Genomic DNA, 16,856 nt, shown 5'->3' on the forward strand with positions numbered 1-16,856 from the left:
TCACCTGAGGCGATCGGGTGAGTGGTCGGGGTGGCGGGATTTGAACCCACGGCCTTCCGCTCCCAAAGCGGACGCGCTACCAAGCTGCGCCACACCCCGTCTGGTGCGACACGTAGGGTACATGCCCGCAGGCAGGGGGGCGGCCGGATTCCGCATGCGTCTCACGGTCCACCACGCCGGGCCGGAAAAGGGGGTGTGCGGCCGGGGGGCGCGACCCGCTACGATGCGTGCAGTGCCGCGGTCCTCCGGACCTGCGGCGCGTGCCGTGCGGGCGTAGCTCAATGGTAGAGCCCTAGTCTTCCAAACTAGCTACGCGGGTTCGATTCCCGTCGCCCGCTCCATATGGCTCAGGGCCGGTCCGAGGAGGATTCCTCGGACCGGCCCTGAGGCGTTCTCCCGGGAATTTCACCGCCCCGGGTCGGGCGTCACAGTTCGTTGACGTCGACGGTGTAGACCGACCGGGCGCCGTAGGGGACGTAGAGGGCGTCGCCGACGAGCAGGGGGGCCGCTCCCGTGAAGAGGAAGCCCATCTCCGTGACGGCGTCGTCGTAGCCGGGGCGGGTCGCCTCGACCTCGCCGGTGCGGATGTCCATGGAGGCCATGCGCCCGCTGGAGGACGCGACGTAGACATGGCGGGCGGACACGGCCGGCGGGCCGGGGTGCTCGACGGTGGAGTTGTTCTCCCACAGCCGCCGGCCGGTGTGCGGCGAGAACGCACGCACGGTGCCGCTGCTCCAGGTGAGGTACACCGTGCCGCCGGCGACGTGGACGCGGTACCCGTCGGGCGGGGCGGGCGACAGCCGGGTGGAGGTGACCGCGCGGGTGCCGGGGTCCAGCAGGGTGAGCACCGGCTCCTGGCCGCCCTGGTCGTCCTCGTGGGCCAGCACGAGACCGCCCCCGGACTCGCCCAGGAGCCGGATCCGGCCTTCGACGTCGGTCTTCCAGCGGGCCTCGCCGGTGGCGGGGTCGAGGCGGACCACCTCGGTGCGGGCGGCGTCGCCCTTGTCCCAGTCGTGCTGCACGAACAGGTACGGCGCCCCGGCCGCGGCCTCCAGCGTGTAGTCGGTGGCCGGCCCGCGGCGCTTCCAGCGGACCTCGCCGTCGTCGGCGTCGACCAGCGCGTACTGTCCGGCGTCGTCGCCGTAGAGCGTGAGGACGCCCTCGGGGACGACCGCGGTGTTCGCCGCCTGGGGCGCGATCGCCCACTCGCCCTCGCCCGTCACGGTCGTCCAGTTCACCCTGCCGGTGGCGGGGTCGAGCGACTGCAGGGTGTAGCGGGCCGGTGTCCCGGGCTCGTCGGACGCGGGGTCGTCGGCGCCGTAGACGAGGACGGCGCCCCGGTGGAGGCCGAGGACGGCGCCGCCCTGGCCCCGGCCCTCGTCGTTCGGGGTGGGGTCGATGTACCGGGACCAGGCCCGCTTCCCGTCGGACAGGTTCCAGCCGGCGGCCGTCAGGTCGTCCCCGGCGCACACCAGGGTCCTGTCGGTGGCGGCGCAGCTGCCGAAGGGGAATCCGGCGCCGGCCGGCTGGTCCGCGGCCCTGGCCCGCCACGGTCTCCAGCCCTCGGGCAGATCGCTCGCGGCCGTCTCGGCGCCGGGCCGGGCCGTACCCTGCCCGCCCTGGGAGGGCAGGGACAGGAGACTCACGGCGACGGCCGCCAGGACGACCGCCGCCGCGCCCCAGCCCAGCAGCCCGGGCCGGCCGCGCAGCCGGTTCCGCGCGGGCGCCGGCGCACCGGGCTCCTGCGGCTCCTGCGGGAGAGCGTTCGGGGCATCGGGGGTCCGTACGGCGTCCGTCCCGGCGGGGCCCTTGGGGACGGTCTCGGAGTCCGGCCACTCCGCCAGGGGCGGCGCGGGCCACTCGCGCGGGGCGGACGACGGGGACGCGGTGCGGGGGACGTCGGACCGCCCTCGCGGGGACGGCGCAGCGTGTCCGCCGAGCTTCGTCAGCAGCTCGTGGGCCGTCGGCCGGGACGTGGGCTCCTTCTCCAGGCACAGACGGATGCACGGGAGCAACTCGTCCGGTACGCCGTCCAGTTCAGGGTCGCCCTCGACCACGCGGACGGCCGTCTCGTACGGGCTCGCGCTGTCGAAGGGCCCGCGGCCCGTCGCGGCGTAGGCGAGGACCGCGCCCAGGGAGAAGACGTCGGCGGCGGGGCCCACGTGGTGCGGGGCGGAGAGCTGCTCGGGGGACATGAAGGGCGGAGTGCCCATGACGCGGCCGGTCTGGGTGAGGGCGTCGGAGGCGGCTATCTCGGCGGCGCGGGAGATGCCGAAGTCGATGACGCGGGGCCCGTCCTCGGCGAGCATCACGTTGGCGGGCTTGAGGTCGCGGTGGACGACGCCGGCGCGGTGGATGTCGCGCAGTGCCTCCGCGAGGCCCGCGGCGAGTTCGCGCAGCCTGGGAAGGGGCAGCGGGCCGTGCTCGCGGACGTGGTGGCCCAGGGTCTCGCCCGGGATGTGGAGCGTGGCCATCCAGGGGCGCGGCGCGTCGGCGTCGGCGTCCACCACGGGGGCCGTGAAGGCTCCGCTGACCTGGCGCGCGGCGGACAGTTCGCGGCGGAAACGGGTGCGGAACTCGTCGTCGTCGGCGTACTGGTCGTGCACGACCTTGACCGCGAGGCGCCGTCCGGAGGCGGAGCGGGCGAGGTAGACCACGCCCATGCCGCCGGAGCCGAGGCGGTCCTCGATGAGGTAGCCGCCCACCTCCGCCGGGTCCGAATCGCGCAGCGCCATCCCCGTGCCGTCCCCCGTTCCGCGTCGCCCGGCGATCCGGACGAGCGTAACCCCACCGGCCTGCGGCCTCGTCGGCCGCACCGGTGTCAGAAACTGATGGAGTTGATCGTCTCCGCTATCGAGTCGAGGAAGCGGTTGATCGACGGGGCCATCCCGGTCGAGGCGAGGAAGAAGCCGAAGAGCACGGCCACGATGGCGGGCCCGGCCTTGATCGACCCCCCTCGCATGAGCACCACCAGGATGATCGCCAACAGCAGCACCACCGACAGCGAAATGGCCACGACTGATCACACCCCTGGGTTCGGTCCGTACTCCTGCCGGAGGCACTGCCCTGTGCGCTCCGGCCTGAACCATCGTGCCACCAACCCGCCCGCCTCATGCCTCTCGTGACGCACCATCGGCGGCTCCGGTCGCTCCCGGGGCCACCCGCCGCGCCGCGCACGGGAATTCGAGCGCCTACCCGGAGGAGGAATTCTCACACCTTCCTACTCACATCATTTCCATACGCACGTTTCCCCTTCCACCCACCTCCCCCACATCGGGCACACAGGAATTCGAATTCGCCTGCATCGTCCGGAAGTTGAGTCACTATGGGGGGTTTAGTCCGCATCAATACGGACACTTCGGACCTAAGTCGGGGTACTCGGTGCGAAATTGGGCTCTGACATCAGGTGTTTTACGGAATCGCAAGAACGACGCTAGGCTGCCTCAGATGTTCCACGCTGTGACGACCCCGCTCCGAACGCACGGACACAACAGAACATCCCTTCCCCCACACCGCGACGCGTTCTTCGACAACGCCAAGTATCTGGCGATCGTGCTGGTGGCCATGGGCCACGCCTGGGAGCCGCTCAAGCACGACAGCCGCGTCCTGGAGGGCGTGTACACCCTGGTGTACGCGTTCCACATGCCGGCGTTCATCATCGTCTCCGGCTATTTCTCCCGCGGCTTCGACATGCGCCCCGACCGCCTCAGACGGCTGGTCACCGGGGTCCTCGTGCCGTACCTGGTCTTCGAGACCGCCTACTCGCTCTTCAGGCGCTTCGCCGGTGACGACCCCTCCCGGCCCGTCTCGTTGCTGGATCCCTGGTACCTCACCTGGTTCCTGATCGCCCTGTTCGTGTGGCGGCTGACGACCCCGCTGTGGAAGCAGATCCGCCACCCCCTGCCGCTGGCCCTCGGCATCGCCGCGCTCGCGTCCGTCACCCCCGAGATCGGCGACGACCTCGACCTCCAGCGCGTGCTCCAGTTCCTTCCGTACTTCGTGCTGGGCCTCTGCCTGAAGCCGGAGCACTTCCGAGGGGTCCGCCGGCGCGCGGTGCGGATCGCGGCGGTGCCGGTGTTCGCCGCCGCGTCCGCCGTGGCCTGGTGGAGCGTGCCGCGCATGAACACCGGGTGGTTCTACCATCGCGACTCCGCGCAGGAACTGGGCGCGCCCTGGTGGTGCGGACCGGTCATGGTGCTCGCCCTGTTCGGCTGCTCCCTGCTGCTGACGGCCTGCTTCTTCGCCTGGGTGCCCGGGCGCCCGATGTGGTTCACGGCACTCGGCGCGGGCACGCTCTGCGGCTATCTGCTGCACGGCTTCGTCACCAAGTCCGCCGAGTTCTGGGGCTGGTACGACGCTGCGTGGCTGCGCGGGCCGCTCGGCGCGGTCTGGGTGACGCTCCTCGCGGGCGCGGTCGTCACACTGCTGTGCACGCCGCCCGTGCGACGGGTCTTCCGGTGCGTGACGGAGCCGGGGATGGAGTGGGCGTTCAGGCGGGACGCCGCCGAGGCGGCCCGGGAACGGGAGCGGGCCCCTGAACGGGACCGCGGCCCGGAACGTGAGCAGGATCCCGGGCGGGAGCAGGAGCGTAAGCGGGACCCCGCACCGGAGCGGGAGAGGGAACCCGAGCGGGTCCGGGCGTGACGCCCGCCCGGGCAGAGGCTCACAGCCCCAGGAGCCCGCGCATCCTGGTGTACTTGGCGGTCAGCCGGGCCCGGGTCGCCTCGTCCAGGACCGCGAGCCGCGCCGGGTCCGCGTTGTGCGCCAGGTCGGCCCGCTTGACCAGCAGCGCGCCCGGGGTGGCGAGGATGCGTCCGGCGTACTCCTCGGGGCTCTCCCCCGCCCGCTTGGTGACCGCGAGCACGATGGCCTTCGTCCGGCCGCTCAGGGAGGCACCGGCCAGCCACCGCTGCGAGAGCGCGTCGTCCTCCACGGCGTCGTGCAGCCAGGCCGCGGCGATCTGGTCGGCGTCGCCGCCGAGTTCGCGCACCCCCCGTGCGACGGCGGCCAGATGCTCGGCGTAGGGCCGGCCCGCCTTGTCGGTCTGGCCCTCGTGCGCCGCGCGGGCGAGGGCCTCGACCTCGGTGAGCGTCAGCATGCGGCGTTCCCCTCAGCCGGCGGTCTGGGCCGTGGGGCCCTCGCGGCAGATCAGCAGCAGGGCCCGGTCGTCGTTGACGTCCTTGGCGACGGCCTCGATCAGATGCCAGGCGGCGCCCCGGAAACCGGCGGCCACATAGCGGTCGGCCTCGCCGGTGAGACGGTCGATGCCCTCGACGATGTCGCGGTCGGAGGTCTCCACCAGGCCGTCGGTGAACAGCATCAGCACGTCCCCGGGGCGCAGCACGCCCTTGACGGGGTCGAACTGGGCGCCGTCGTACACCCCGAGGAGGGGGCCCTCGGCGGCCTTCTCCTCCCAGCGGCCGCTGCCGGCGCTGAGCCGGAGGCCCGGCGGGTGCCCCGCGGAGTACAGCTCGTAGTCGCCGGAGTCGAGGTCGAGGACGAGATGGATGGAGGTCGCGAAGCCCTCCTCCCAGTCCTGGCGCAGCAGATAGCCGTTGGCGGCCGGGAGGAAGGCGTGCGGGGGCAGCGAGCCGAGCAGCCCGCCGAAGGCACCGGACAGCAGCAGGGCGCGGGAGCCCGCGTCCATGCCCTTGCCGGAGACGTCGGTGAGGACGACCTCCAGGGTGCGCCCGCCGTTGGTGCGGGCCGCGACGACGAAGTCACCGGAGAACGACTGGCCCCCGGCGGGGCGCAGCGCCATCTCGTGGTGCCAGCCCCGGGGCAGCTTGGGCAGCCTGCTCTGGGTGCGGATGCGCTCGCGCAGGTCGAAGAGCATGGTGCCGCCGCGCCGCCAGGGCACGCCGACCCTGCTGCGGAACTGCGCGATGAGCAGGCCGAAGAACCCGCAGGCGGCGACCACGAGGACGACGCCGGGGGTCACCCGGGCGGGACCGTCGGTGTACGGGCCGAGCTGGACCGACTCCACGATCAGGGCGGTGGCCGCGGCCGCGTACAGCCCGAGCAGGCTCGCCGGGCGCAGCAGCACCCCGCCGGCGACGATGGGCAGGACCAGCGCGACCGGGGAGCACCACACGGGGTCGGCGAGGGTGGCGGACGCGATCAGCGGCACGGTCAGCAGCAGACCGGCCAGCGCGACCCAGTCGGAGCCGTCGCCGCGGAAGTAGTCGACGGCGCTTCTGCGCAGGCCGACGCGGACCCGGTGCCACTGCATCCGCAACCGGGCCGGGAACGTCTCGGCGGCCGTGCGCCGCTGTCGTCCTGCTGCCATTAGTCCGGGACCCTATCCACCCGACCGGCCGCATGGCACGGGAGGTCCCACTTGTCCCCCGTCCGAGACCGGACTCCGCCGTCGCCCTCAGTGAACTCCACCGGCGGCACGGCCGTGACGTGACAGGGGAAATTGGCTGGCTCGTCCCGCATTGCGCTGGTAGGGATGGATCCATGGCGACTGACTACGCGGGCACGCGCCCGGAGCCGGTGATACGGGAGCTGCGGCAGGATGAGTGGGCTCCGTGGTACGACAATCTGATCCGTGCCTTCGGCGCGCAGCCGGAGCCTTCCGAGGAACGGGAGCTGTGGGAGGCGCTGACCGAGCGTTCCCGGTCCCTGGGCGCCTGGGACGGGCCGGACTGTGTGGGCACGGCCGGGGCGTTCTCGTTCCGGCTGACGGTACCGGGCGGCGCCTCGGTGCCGACGGCGGGCATCACGATGGTGAGCGTGGCCGCGACGCACCGGCGGCGCGGGCTGCTGACGGCCATGATGCGGCGGCAGCTGGACGACATCCGTTCCTGGGGCGAGCCGCTGGCGGCGCTGACGGCGTCCGAGCCGGACATCTACGGCCGGTTCGGGTACGCCGCGGCGACGTTCGGACTGCACGGCGAGATCGACACGAGCCGGGTGCGGCTGTCCGTGCCGGCCGGGACGGACGGCGTACGGCTGCGGTACGCGGCGCTGGCCGAGGTGCTCGACGTGTGCGAGGCGGTGTACGCGCGTACGGTGTCCGGGCGGCCGGGGATGCTCGCCCGGCGGCCCGGCTGGGAGCGGCTCGGGGTGCTGGACGCGCAGGAGCACCGGGACGGGGCGTCGCCGCTCCAGTGCGTGGTGGCCGAGCGGGACGGCGAGGTCACCGGATACGCGCGGTTCCGTACGAAGCTGGGCTGGAGTCCGTCGGGGCACGACGGGACGGTGACGCTGTCGGATCTGGCCGGGGCGGACCCGGTGACCGAGGCGGCGCTGTGGCGGTTCCTGTTCGGGATCGACCTGATGTCGAAGCTGGTGGTGCGGGGGCGGCCGGTCGACGAGGCGTGGCAGCACCAGGTGTCCGACCTCCGGCGGTGCCTGCTGCGGCTGCGGGACTCGCTGCATGTGCGGCTGGTGGAGGTCGGCGCGGCGCTGGAGGCGCGGACGTACCAGGCGCCCGTGGACGTGGTGTTCGAGGTGGACGACCCGTTCTGCCCCTGGAACGCCGGTCGTTGGCGGCTGACGGGCGACGCGAAGGGCGCGGTGTGCCGGCCCACGGCGGATCCGGCCGATCTCACCCTGTCCGTGCGGGAGCTGGGCGCGGCCTATCTCGGCGGGGTGAGCCTCTCGGCGCTGGGCGCGGCGGGGCGGGTGCGTGAGCTGCGCGAGGGCGCGCTGACGGAGGCGGCGGTGGCGTTCGGCTCCCCTGTGGCGCCGTGGCTGCCGCACGGGTTCTAGTTCCAGGGCCTGTCCGACCGTTCCCGTCTGCCGCGCGACGCGAATCGCCAGACAGGCCCCGGCGGCTGCCGTCCGCCCGGGGCCCCGGTCAGCTCCGCTGGCAGCCGGGGCACCAGAACAGGTTGCGGGCGGCGAGGTCGGCGGTGCGGATCCCGCTTCCGCAGATGTGGCACGGGAGGTTCGCCCGGCGGTAGACGTACACCTCGCCGCCGTGGTCGTCGACGCGCGGCGGGCGGCCCATCGCCTCCGGGGTGTGCTCGGGGCGGACGGTGTCGATGCGGTTGAGCCGGACGCCCTCGCGCATCAGGGCGACGAGGTCGGCCCAGATCGCGTCCCACTCGGCGGAGGTGAGGTCCTTGCCGGCCCGGTAGGGGTCGATGCCGTGGCGGAAGAGGACCTCGGCGCGGTAGACGTTGCCGACCCCGGCGACGACCTTCTGGTCCATGAGCAGCGCGGCGATCGTCGTACGGCTGCGGGAGATCCTGCGGAACGCGGCCTGCGGGTCGGCGTCCTCGCGCAGCGGGTCGGGGCCGAGGCGTCCGTGTATCGCGTGCTTCTCGCCGTCCGTGATCAGGGCGCAGGTGGTGGGGCCGCGCAGATCGACGTACGACGTGCTGTTCGCCAGGCGCAGCCGGACGGTGTCCGTGGGCGGCGGGGCGGGCGTGCCGCCGAAGTCCACCTTGCCGAAGAGGCCGAGGTGGATGTGGATCCAGGACCCGGCGAACCCCAGGAAGAGGTGTTTGCCGTGGGCGTCGGTGCCGTGCAGGACGCCGCCGTCGAGCAGGGCGGCGGCGTCGCTGAACTTGCCCTGGGGGCTGGTCACCCGGGGGGCGGTGCCGGAGAAGGCGGCTGCGTAGTCCTTGGCCAGCCGGTGGATCGTGTGCCCTTCCGGCACGGTGCCCTGCCTTCCTACTGCTGCGGGTGGTGCGCCGGGATCGGGGGCAGGTCGCCCGTCGCCTCGTACGCCGCGAGCATGTCGATGCGGCGGGCGTGCCGCTCGTCCCCGGAGAACGGCGTGTTCAGGAACGTCTCGACGAACTTGGTGGCCTCGTCCTGGGTGTGCATGCGCGCACCCACGGAGAGGACGTTGGCGTCGTTGTGGGTGCGGCCGAGCTCCGCCGTCTCCTCGCTCCAGGCGAGGACGGCACGCACGCCCTTGACCTTGTTGGCGGCGATCTGCTCGCCGTTGCCGGATCCGCCGATCACGATGCCGAGGGCGTCGGGGTCGGCGGCGGCGCGCTCCGCGGCGCGGAGGCAGAAGGGCGGGTAGTCGTCCTGGGCGTCGTAGATGTGGGGGCCGCAGTCGACGGGCTCATGGCCCGCCGCCTTGAGCCACTCGACGAGGTGGTTCTTGAGTTCGAAGCCCGCATGGTCAGAGCCGAGATACACGCGCATGGGAGGAGTGTGCCATGCGCGAAGGGGTGGCGGCGGAGCGGGTCGCGGCGGACAGAGCCGGGACCCAGACGTGTGACCAAGACTACAGAACCTCAGGAAAACCTCAAGTAACGATATGGATTCAAAGGTTCACGAATCTCTTTGCCTCCGTTTCACTGGACCAGCTCGTGAACCACTCCTCCCCGGAGTACGAGAAACCGCTCCCCACGGCGCAAAGGAAATCCATCCAATGACCTCGCAGCCGAACCCGTCGAAGACCGCGAACGGCGATCCCGGTACCGGACTCCACGCGGGCCTGAAGAACCGGCATCTGTCGATGATCGCCATCGGCGGTGTGATCGGTGCCGGACTGTTCGTCGGCTCCAGCTCCGGCATCGCGACCGCGGGCCCCGGCATCCTGCTGTCCTACGCCCTCGTCGGCACGCTCGTGGTGCTGGTGATGCGCATGCTCGGCGAGATGTCCGCGGCCAACCCGACGTCCGGCTCCTTCTCCGCGCACGCCGACCGGGCGCTCGGCCGCTGGGCCGGGTTCTCCATCGGCTGGCTGTACTGGTTCTTCTGGGTCGTCGTGCTCGCGGTCGAGGCGACCGCCGGCGCCGCGATCCTGGAAGGATGGATCCCCGCCGTGCCGCAGTGGGCGTGGGCGCTGATCGTGATGGTGGTGCTGACCGCCACCAACCTGGTGTCCGTCGGTTCCTACGGCGAGTTCGAGTTCTGGTTCGCCGGGATCAAGGTCGTCGCGATCGCCGCGTTCATCGTGGTGGGCGGCCTCGCCGTCTTCGGTGTACTTCCTGGGGTCGACAGCGACAAGGCGGGGCTGTCCAACCTCACCGAGCAGGGCGGCTTCCTGCCGCACGGGCCGGGCGCCGTCCTGACCGGTGTGCTGCTGGTCGTCTTCTCCTTCATGGGCAGCGAGATCGCGACGCTGGCCGCCGGTGAGTCGGAGGACCCGCAGCGCGCGGTCACCAAGTCCACCAACAGCATCATCTGGCGTATCGGCGTCTTCTACCTGGGCTCGATCCTGGTCGTGGTGTCGCTGCTGCCGTGGAACGACCCGTCCATCAAGGAGGACGGCTCCTACGTCGCCGCGCTGGACTCGCTCGGTATCGCGCACGCCGGTCAGATCATGAACTTCATCGTGCTGACCTCGGTGCTGTCCTGTCTGAACTCCGGTCTCTACACCGCCTCCCGCATGGCCTTCTCGCTGAGCCAGCGCGGCGACGCGCCGAAGGCGTTCTCCAGGACCACGGCCAACGGCGTGCCGCGCGTGGCGATCCTGGTCTCCGTGGTGTTCGGCTTCGTCGCGGTGTTCTTCAACTACAAGTTCCCCGACTCCGTCTTCCTCTTCCTGGTCAACTCCTCCGGTGCGGTCGCCCTGTTCGTGTGGCTGGTGATCTGCTTCTCGCAGCTGCGCATGCGGAAGATCATCCAGGCCGAGGCGCCGGAGAAGCTCGTCGTGAAGATGTGGCTGTACCCGTACCTGACCTGGGCCGCGGCCGCGCTGATCGTCTTCGTCCTCGGCTACATGCTCACCGACACCGAGCACGACGGCCGCGAGACCGTCCTGCTGTCGCTGATGGTCGCCGCGATCGTGCTGGTGATCGCCGTGGTCCGGCAGAAGCTGGGCGCCGGCGCTCCGGCCGCCGTGCAGCCGGGCGCCCCGGCCGAGCGGGCCGAGGACGCCGACGAGGTCAGCGTCGGCTGATCCCGGCCGACGCTGTCCAGGGGCCTCGCGGTGTCGTGCCGCGGGGCCCCTTCCGCGTCCGGCGGCCCTCGCTCACAGGACGGTGAAGCTCTCCCTGACCCTGTCGTACGTCGCCAGCGCCCGGTCCTCGACGGCCGGCCGGTACCACGTGTTCACCTGGTACGACGTGCCGTCCGCGTCGAAGCCGAGCAGCCGGGCGTGCCAGGCGGCGCCCTCCAGGGTGAAGGTGTACTCCCAGACCACGGCCGGGTGGTCCCGGAACGTCGTCTCCTCCAGGCGGATCTTGCGGTAGTCCCGGCCCTGGCGGGCGTTCTGCTCCGAGGTCCGCCAGGTCTCCATCAGGTCGCCGCGGGCGAGGGAGGACTTGGCCACCAGTTCCTGGGACCCGTCGGGCGAGGTGTAGTGCACCTCGGCCCCGGTCTTCACATCGCGCCGCCATCCCCGGGGCGGGGCCCACGCGTAGCCTCCGGCCTCCTGGTGGGCGCCGGGGGGCAGGCTGGGCGGACGGGCCGTGCCCTGCACGGTGGGCGCGGTGCTGCTGCTGCTGCTGCCGCCGGGGCCTGCGGCCCGCCGGCCGTCGGGCGGATCACCGGGGGCGGCGGTGAGCACGACGGCGACGACGACACCGGTCGCGACGACCCCGGCGACGGCGGCCGGCACGGTGCGCCACCGCCCCGGAGCACGCCCCCCGTCCCCGGCCGCCCGCAGAACCGGCCCCGACGGCGAGGAGTCCCCGGACCGCCGCGGCCCGCCCGGCGACAGCCGAGCTCCGTCCGCGGACGGCGAGGCGGGCCCCGGCCGGGCGGTCGGCCCGGGCTGCACGGCGGCTCCCGACCCGAAGGCCGCACCCGGCGCGGAAGCCGCCCCTGGCCGGGGGTCCGGGCCAGGACAGAGGTCCGGGCCAGGACGGAGGTCCGCGCCCGGCGCGGAAGCCACCCCTGGCGGGAAGTCCGAGCCAGGACGAGGATCCGCGCCAGGACGGAGGGCCGCGTCAGGACGGAGGTCCGCGCCCGGCGCGGAAGCCACCCCTGGCGGGAAGCCCGAGCCAGGACGGAGGTCCGCGTCAGGACGGAGGTCCGCGCCCGGCGCGGAAGCCACCCCTGGCGGGAAGTCCGAGCCAGGACGAGGATCCGCGCCAGGACGGAGGGCCGCGCCCGGCGCGGAAGCCGCCCCTGGCGGGAGGTCCGGGCCGGAACGGGGGGCCGCGCCAGGACGGAGGGCCGGGCCAGGATCGGGGGCCGCGTCAGGACGAGAGGTCCCGTCCGGCCGGGCGGGTGCCTCCGGCCGGGCGGGTGCCTCCGGCCATGCGGCGGGCCCCGGTTGCCGGGCCGCCTCCGGCCGGACAGGCGGTGTCGGCCCGGCGGCCGGTCCCGGCCGCAAGGCCCCGCCCGGCTCGGCAGGCGCCCCCGGCGGCGTGGACGGCTCCGGCGGCGAAGGCGGACTCGACGGCGAGGGCGACCCCGGTCCGGGGCGGGGGTCCGGCACCGGGTGCGGGACCCCGCCGGGCCGGGAAGGCGCCCCGTTCCCCGCAAGGGGCCCCTGCGGGGACACCGCTCCCCGCTGCGGGCCCGCCTCCGGCGGCGAAGGCGGCCCGGGCCGGGAAGGCGGCCCCGCCTGTGCGGCCCTCTCCGGCGGGGAGGCCGGACCCGGCTGCGCAGACGCCTTCGGCCAGGAGGCCGGGCCCGACGGAGAGGCCGGTTCCGGGTGCGCCGCCTCCTCCGGGTGCAAAGCGCCGTCCGGCCGGGTGGCCTGTCCCGGCGGAGGGAGCGGCTGCGGGTGAGGGATCCCGGCCGGGAAGGGAGGCGGTCCCGGCCGGCGGGGTGCCGGGGGCTGCTCGGGGCGGACGAGGGGACGGAGTGCCGCCTCCACGGCGTCCAGGTCCGGACGGTCCTGCGGTGTCTTGGCCAGCAGGGCGGCGAGGACGGGCCGCAACGGCCCCGCGGCGGCCGGGATCTCGGGCTCCTCGTACAGCACCGCGTGCAGGGTGGCGAGGGTCGTGTCGCGGGAGAAGGGGGAGCGACCGGTGCGGGCGGCCGAGAGGGTCGCGCCGAGGGACCACAGGTCGGAGGGCGGACCCTGCGGCCGGCCGGAGACCCGCTCGGGCGCCATGTAGTCGGGCGAGCCGACGAGCATGCCGACCATGGTGAGCGCCTTGGCGTCCTGGATCGCCGCGATGCCGAAGTCGGTGAGGACGACCCGCTGTCCGGCCGCCTCGACGATGACGTTGCCCGGTTTGATGTCGCGGTGCAGCACCCCGCGCTCGTGCACCTGGCGCAGGGCGGCGACGAGACCCAGCCCGACCCGGGCCGTCTCACGCACGGTCAGCGGGCCGTCCTCGCAGGTGATCCGCTCCAGGGACCGGCCGCTCACCAGCTCCATGACGATCCACAGATGTCCGCCCTCGTCCACCACGTCGTAGACCCGCACGACGTTGGGATGGTCGATGCGTGCCGTGGCCCGCGCCTCGCGCAGGGTGCGCTCACGGCGGGTGCGGGCGTCCTCCGCGTCGTCGCCCCGGCCGTCGATGCGGATCTCCTTGACCGCGACCGTCCGGTCGAGCATTTCGTCGGCGGCCCGCCACACCCGCCCCATTCCGCCCTGCCCGATGCTTTCGGCAAGCCGGTAGCGCCCGTTGACCAGCAGTCCCGCGCGCCCCATATCTCCCGGCAATTCGCTGCACCCCCTCAACGAAGCCCCGAACACCCCCCATTGAAACACAACGGTCACACATGGAGGCATATCCGCAGAGGCCGGAGAAATCTTGTGGTACCTCTTCGAGTACGCCGAATTCAGGCGCAGGCAAGGGGGGCGAACATGAGTTCTCGTCGCACGGCCGCGATCACGGGGTCGCTGGTCACGGCATCTTTCTCGGTGGTGATGATCCTTTCCTTCACCGCCTCCGCGGACGACCAGGGGCCCGCGAGCAGTAAAGGGGGAAAGGCGGTCGACCCGGCGCCGAAAGGCGTCGAACTGACGACCTCACTGCCCGAACGCATCTCCGTCGCGAACAGTTCGGGAAAGACCGGACTCACTGCCACGGTCAAGAACGAGGGCACCGTGGAAAGCGGCGACATCAGGCTTCTGGTCGTCGGATTCGACGGGCTTGAGGTGAAGGGAGTGAAAGGCTGTTCAGAAATTCCCGAGGGAGATCTTCCCGAAGGCTCGAACAGCGGTTTCAGCTGCGCCGTCGGCACGCTCGCCGCGGGGAGTTCGAAGTCCTACGCCGTCGAGGCGACGTACGACCTGGGCAGGCAGGGGAAGATCTGCCTGCCCGTGCAGACGGCCGACGGGAGCAGGACCTTCTGGCAGCAGGGGCCCGTGCCGTTCGGCACGGCCAACCCCTCGCCGAACGCCCCCGCCACCCCGCTGCTCCTCGGCACCGACAACCAGCCGGTGGCGCCCGGCGGCGACGAACTGCCGCGGACGGGAGCGCCTTTGCGCGAGGCCCTGCCCCTCGGGGCGGCGGGCGCGGCCCTGCTCGCGGCCGGCGCGGCCGGGATCCGGTGGACCCGGCGGCCCCGGACGGCGCCCGGGGACGGATGAGGCCGGGCGCGGGCTCCCCGTCCGGATGCAGGCGACCGGGCACGGGCCGCCCGGCGCACGCGGGGGCGGCGTCCTCGCCCCCGCCCGGCGCATGAGGGGCCCGACGGCCGACGCGGCCACGCGCACCGCCCGGATCGAGGCGGGCGATCGCGGCGAGGGGCTGTCCGGCGCCCGGACGCACGAGAGGCTCGCCGGGCTGGAGTCGCGGTACGACCCGGCGAGCCTCTTCGGCGGACGGCCGGGGGTCAGCGCTTGACGAGCTTCCAGGCGGTGGGCAGCAGGCCCATCGCCAGGGCGGCCTTGAGCGCGTCGCCGATCAGGAACGGCGTGAGGCCCGCGGCGATCGCCGCGGAGGCGGACATGCCGGTGGCCAGGGCCAGGTAGGGCACACCGACGGCGTAGATGATCGCCTCGCCGAGCAGCATCGCGCCGGCCGCCCGCAGCATGGTGCGGTCGGCGCCGCGGCGGGCCAGCGCGCCCACGACGGTGGAGGCGAGGATCATGCCGAGGATGTACCCGAAGGAGGGGGCGGTGCCGCCGGAGGTGCCGCCGGCGAACCACGGCACACCCGCGATGCCGGCCAGCGCGTACAGCGCGAGGGACAGGAAGCCGCGGCTCGCGCCGAGGCTGGTGCCCACGAGCAGCGCGGCGAAGGTCTGGCCGGTCACGGGGACGACGGAGCCCGGGACGGGCACCGAGATCTGGGCGGCGAGACCGGTGAGCGCGGCGCCGCCGACGACCAGCGCGATGTCACGGACGCGGGCGGAGCCGAGCGTCGAGGGGAGCAGGTCGGCGAGGACCTGCCCGGGGCGGGCGGGGGCGGCAGCGGTGCTCATGGGGACTCCGCGGGGTGAGGGCAGTTCGGGACACGGCGACGCTATCCCAGCGGACCTGGGCCGATCACCGTCAGCGATCGACAAACGCCGGATCATGGACTTGGTGGGCTCCCGACAAAGAAACCGGCCCGGCGTGACATCGATCACTGAGGTGACGGCTGTCCGGTCACAGGAGGGGTGATCCGGTTGCCTGTAGGGTCCCACCAAACGGATCCGGGACCCTGGCCGTACCCGGCGGGCAGGGCCTACCCTTCCAGGCATGGTCGCCCAGGCCCGGAACCTCACGTCGCGTCGCTACGTCGACCTGCGACGGCAGGGCACTGCCACCTGTCGCCCCCTCGGGTGAGGCGGCGGCAGCGGCTTCGGCGTCTCCTCGCCCGGTTCACGGCACAGTGTCGGACCGGCCCCTGAGGAACTGTCATGCCCCGTACCGCGGTCTCCCCTCCCTCCGTCCTCGCCTCCCCCGTGCCCCGCGCCGCCGACAGCGACCGGCGGCGCACCAGCGCCAGCGTCGTCCTGCGGTCCGTGCTGGAGCACGGGCCGGTGGCGCGCAGCACCATCGCCCGGCTGACCGGGCTCTCCCCGGCGTCGGTGACGGACTACTGCGCCCGGTTCGCCGAACTGGGCCTCGTCCGCGAGTCCGCGGAGCCCCGGCGGGCCGGCGGGGTGGGACGTCCGCATGTGCCCGTCGACCTGGACGTGTCCCGGTTCGTGGTGGGCGGGGTGCACATCGCCGTCCCGTACACCACGGTCGCGCTGCTGGACCTGCGCGGCCGGGTGCTGGCCGAGCGGCGGCTCCCGCACGAGGACACCGAGCCGTCCCGGGTGCTGGCGCGGGCCGCCTCGGGACTGGCCGCGCTGCTCGCCGGGGCGCCGGGCGGCCGGCCGCTGGGCATCGGGGTGGCGGTGGGCGGCTGGGTGGACCGGCAGGAGGGCACGGTCGTCGACCATCCCCTGCTGGGCTGGCGGGAGGTGGCGGTGCGGGAGCGGCTGACCGCGCTGACCGGGCTGCCGGTGCGGGTGGACGGGCACGCCCGTGCGCTGGTCGACGGCGAGCGGCTGTTCGGGCGGGCGCGCGGCAGCCGCAGTCTGCTGCATCTGTTCGCGGGCAACGTGGTGGACGCGGCGTTCGCCACCCATGACGAGGTGCATCACGGGCCGCGCTCGCAGGCCGGGGCGATCGCCCATCTGCCGCTGCCCGGGGGCACGGAGCGCTGCGACTGCGGCCGGACCGGCTGCCTCCAGGCCGAGTTGAGCGAGCGGACGCTGTGCCGCAGGGCACGCGCGGCGGGGGTCGTCGACGGGGTGAACCCGATGCGTGTCGTCGCCGCGGCGGCGGCCGGCGACGAGCGGGCCGCCGCGCTGCTGGTGCACCGGGCCCGGCTGACGGGACGGGCGGCCGGGCTGCTGCTCGACGTGCTCAACCCGGAGACCGTCGTGGTCACCGAGGTCGGGGTGATCCATCGCGCGGACTGCCTGACCGCCCTGCGCGAGGAGGTGGGGCCGCTGCGCGCGGCGGCCGTCCTCCCGACGAGTTTCCCGGATTCCGTTCTGGCGGTGGCGGGCGGTTCCGTGGTGCTCGACGCGCTTTACCGGGATCCGCTGACCCTGTCACCTGAGCTGAATTAATTCAGAAACTCCGAATGTTGACAGCGACC

Annotated in this window: 14 protein-coding genes and 2 tRNA genes; 7 read left to right on the forward strand and 9 right to left on the reverse strand. The window is 73.2% G+C overall.

Translation table 11 applies throughout. From position 1 onward, the window contains the following. Positions 1-22: 22 nt before the first annotated feature. Positions 23-99: transfer RNA gene (locus ACIQGV_RS04175), tRNA-Pro, on the reverse strand. A 168-nt stretch (positions 100-267) separates the two neighbouring features. Here ACIQGV_RS04175 and ACIQGV_RS04180 point away from each other — a divergent pair. Next, positions 268-341 (forward strand) — tRNA-Gly (locus ACIQGV_RS04180). 84 nt (positions 342-425) lie between these two features. Here ACIQGV_RS04180 and ACIQGV_RS04185 read toward each other — a convergent pair. After that, positions 426-2,735, reverse strand: a complete 2,310-nt coding sequence (locus ACIQGV_RS04185; protein WP_402490176.1) for a protein kinase — start codon at positions 2,733-2,735, stop codon at positions 426-428. An 86-nt stretch (positions 2,736-2,821) separates the two neighbouring features. Continuing rightward, entirely contained in the window at positions 2,822-3,016 is a 195-nt protein-coding gene (locus tag ACIQGV_RS04190) for a hypothetical protein (RefSeq protein ID WP_402490178.1), read from the reverse strand. Positions 3,017-3,447: 431 nt separating this feature from the next. On the opposite strand from ACIQGV_RS04190, the gene ACIQGV_RS04195 reads away from it, so the two are divergent. After that, a complete protein-coding gene (locus tag ACIQGV_RS04195) occupies positions 3,448-4,644 on the forward strand; it encodes an acyltransferase family protein (protein ID WP_402490181.1) in 1,197 nt (398 codons plus the stop codon). 19 nt (positions 4,645-4,663) lie between these two features. Here the strand turns inward: ACIQGV_RS04195 and ACIQGV_RS04200 are convergent, their stop codons facing one another. Continuing rightward, positions 4,664-5,098: an HD domain-containing protein gene (locus ACIQGV_RS04200; protein ID WP_402490183.1), complete on the reverse strand. Its 435-nt coding sequence runs from the start codon at positions 5,096-5,098 to the stop codon at positions 4,664-4,666. Between the two features lie 12 nt (positions 5,099-5,110). Beyond that, positions 5,111-6,289 carry a PP2C family protein-serine/threonine phosphatase gene (locus tag ACIQGV_RS04205; RefSeq protein ID WP_402490186.1) on the reverse strand — a complete coding sequence of 393 codons (1,179 nt, stop codon included), beginning with the start codon at positions 6,287-6,289 and terminating at the stop codon, positions 5,111-5,113. 173 nt (positions 6,290-6,462) lie between these two features. On the opposite strand from ACIQGV_RS04205, the gene ACIQGV_RS04210 reads away from it, so the two are divergent. After that, positions 6,463-7,719: a GNAT family N-acetyltransferase gene (locus ACIQGV_RS04210; RefSeq protein WP_402490189.1), complete on the forward strand. Its 1,257-nt coding sequence runs from the start codon at positions 6,463-6,465 to the stop codon at positions 7,717-7,719. Between the two features lie 88 nt (positions 7,720-7,807). On the opposite strand, the gene ACIQGV_RS04215 is transcribed toward ACIQGV_RS04210, so the two are convergent. After that, positions 7,808-8,614 carry an Fpg/Nei family DNA glycosylase gene (locus ACIQGV_RS04215; RefSeq protein WP_402490192.1) on the reverse strand — a complete coding sequence of 269 codons (807 nt, stop codon included), beginning with the start codon at positions 8,612-8,614 and terminating at the stop codon, positions 7,808-7,810. Positions 8,615-8,628: 14 nt separating this feature from the next. Next, a complete protein-coding gene (locus ACIQGV_RS04220; protein WP_402490194.1) occupies positions 8,629-9,114 on the reverse strand; it encodes a ribose-5-phosphate isomerase in 486 nt (161 codons plus the stop codon). Positions 9,115-9,343: 229 nt separating this feature from the next. On the opposite strand from ACIQGV_RS04220, the gene ACIQGV_RS04225 reads away from it, so the two are divergent. Further along, positions 9,344-10,819 carry an amino acid permease gene (locus ACIQGV_RS04225; protein WP_402490197.1) on the forward strand — a complete coding sequence of 492 codons (1,476 nt, stop codon included), beginning with the start codon at positions 9,344-9,346 and terminating at the stop codon, positions 10,817-10,819. A gap of 72 nt (positions 10,820-10,891) precedes the next feature. Here ACIQGV_RS04225 and ACIQGV_RS04230 read toward each other — a convergent pair whose 3' ends face one another. Next, positions 10,892-13,477, reverse strand: coding sequence for a protein kinase (locus tag ACIQGV_RS04230; RefSeq protein ID WP_402490199.1), 2,586 nt, complete (start codon positions 13,475-13,477; stop codon positions 10,892-10,894). A 156-nt stretch (positions 13,478-13,633) separates the two neighbouring features. On the opposite strand from ACIQGV_RS04230, the gene ACIQGV_RS04235 reads away from it, so the two are divergent. Both ACIQGV_RS04235 and ACIQGV_RS04240 read left to right on the forward strand, forming a co-directional pair. After that, positions 13,634-14,362, forward strand: coding sequence for a hypothetical protein (locus tag ACIQGV_RS04235; protein WP_402490202.1), 729 nt, complete (start codon positions 13,634-13,636; stop codon positions 14,360-14,362). A 91-nt stretch (positions 14,363-14,453) separates the two neighbouring features. Further along, entirely contained in the window at positions 14,454-14,618 is a 165-nt protein-coding gene (locus ACIQGV_RS04240; protein WP_402490204.1) for a hypothetical protein, read from the forward strand. Here ACIQGV_RS04240 and ACIQGV_RS04245 read toward each other — a convergent pair. After that, positions 14,608-15,198, reverse strand: a complete 591-nt coding sequence (locus ACIQGV_RS04245) for a biotin transporter BioY (protein WP_402490207.1) — start codon at positions 15,196-15,198, stop codon at positions 14,608-14,610. The two genes, ACIQGV_RS04240 and ACIQGV_RS04245, sit on opposite strands and share 11 nt — an antisense overlap. 420 nt (positions 15,199-15,618) lie before the next feature. Between ACIQGV_RS04245 and ACIQGV_RS04250 the strand changes: the two genes are divergently transcribed. Continuing rightward, positions 15,619-16,827 (forward strand): ROK family protein, encoded by a 1,209-nt coding sequence (locus ACIQGV_RS04250; protein ID WP_402490209.1) that lies wholly within the window; start codon positions 15,619-15,621, stop codon positions 16,825-16,827. The last annotated feature ends 29 nt before the right edge of the window (positions 16,828-16,856 follow it).

The sequence above is a fragment of the Streptomyces sp. NPDC093094 genome, from assembly GCF_044754345.1.
Taxonomy (GTDB): domain Bacteria; phylum Actinomycetota; class Actinomycetes; order Streptomycetales; family Streptomycetaceae; genus Streptomyces.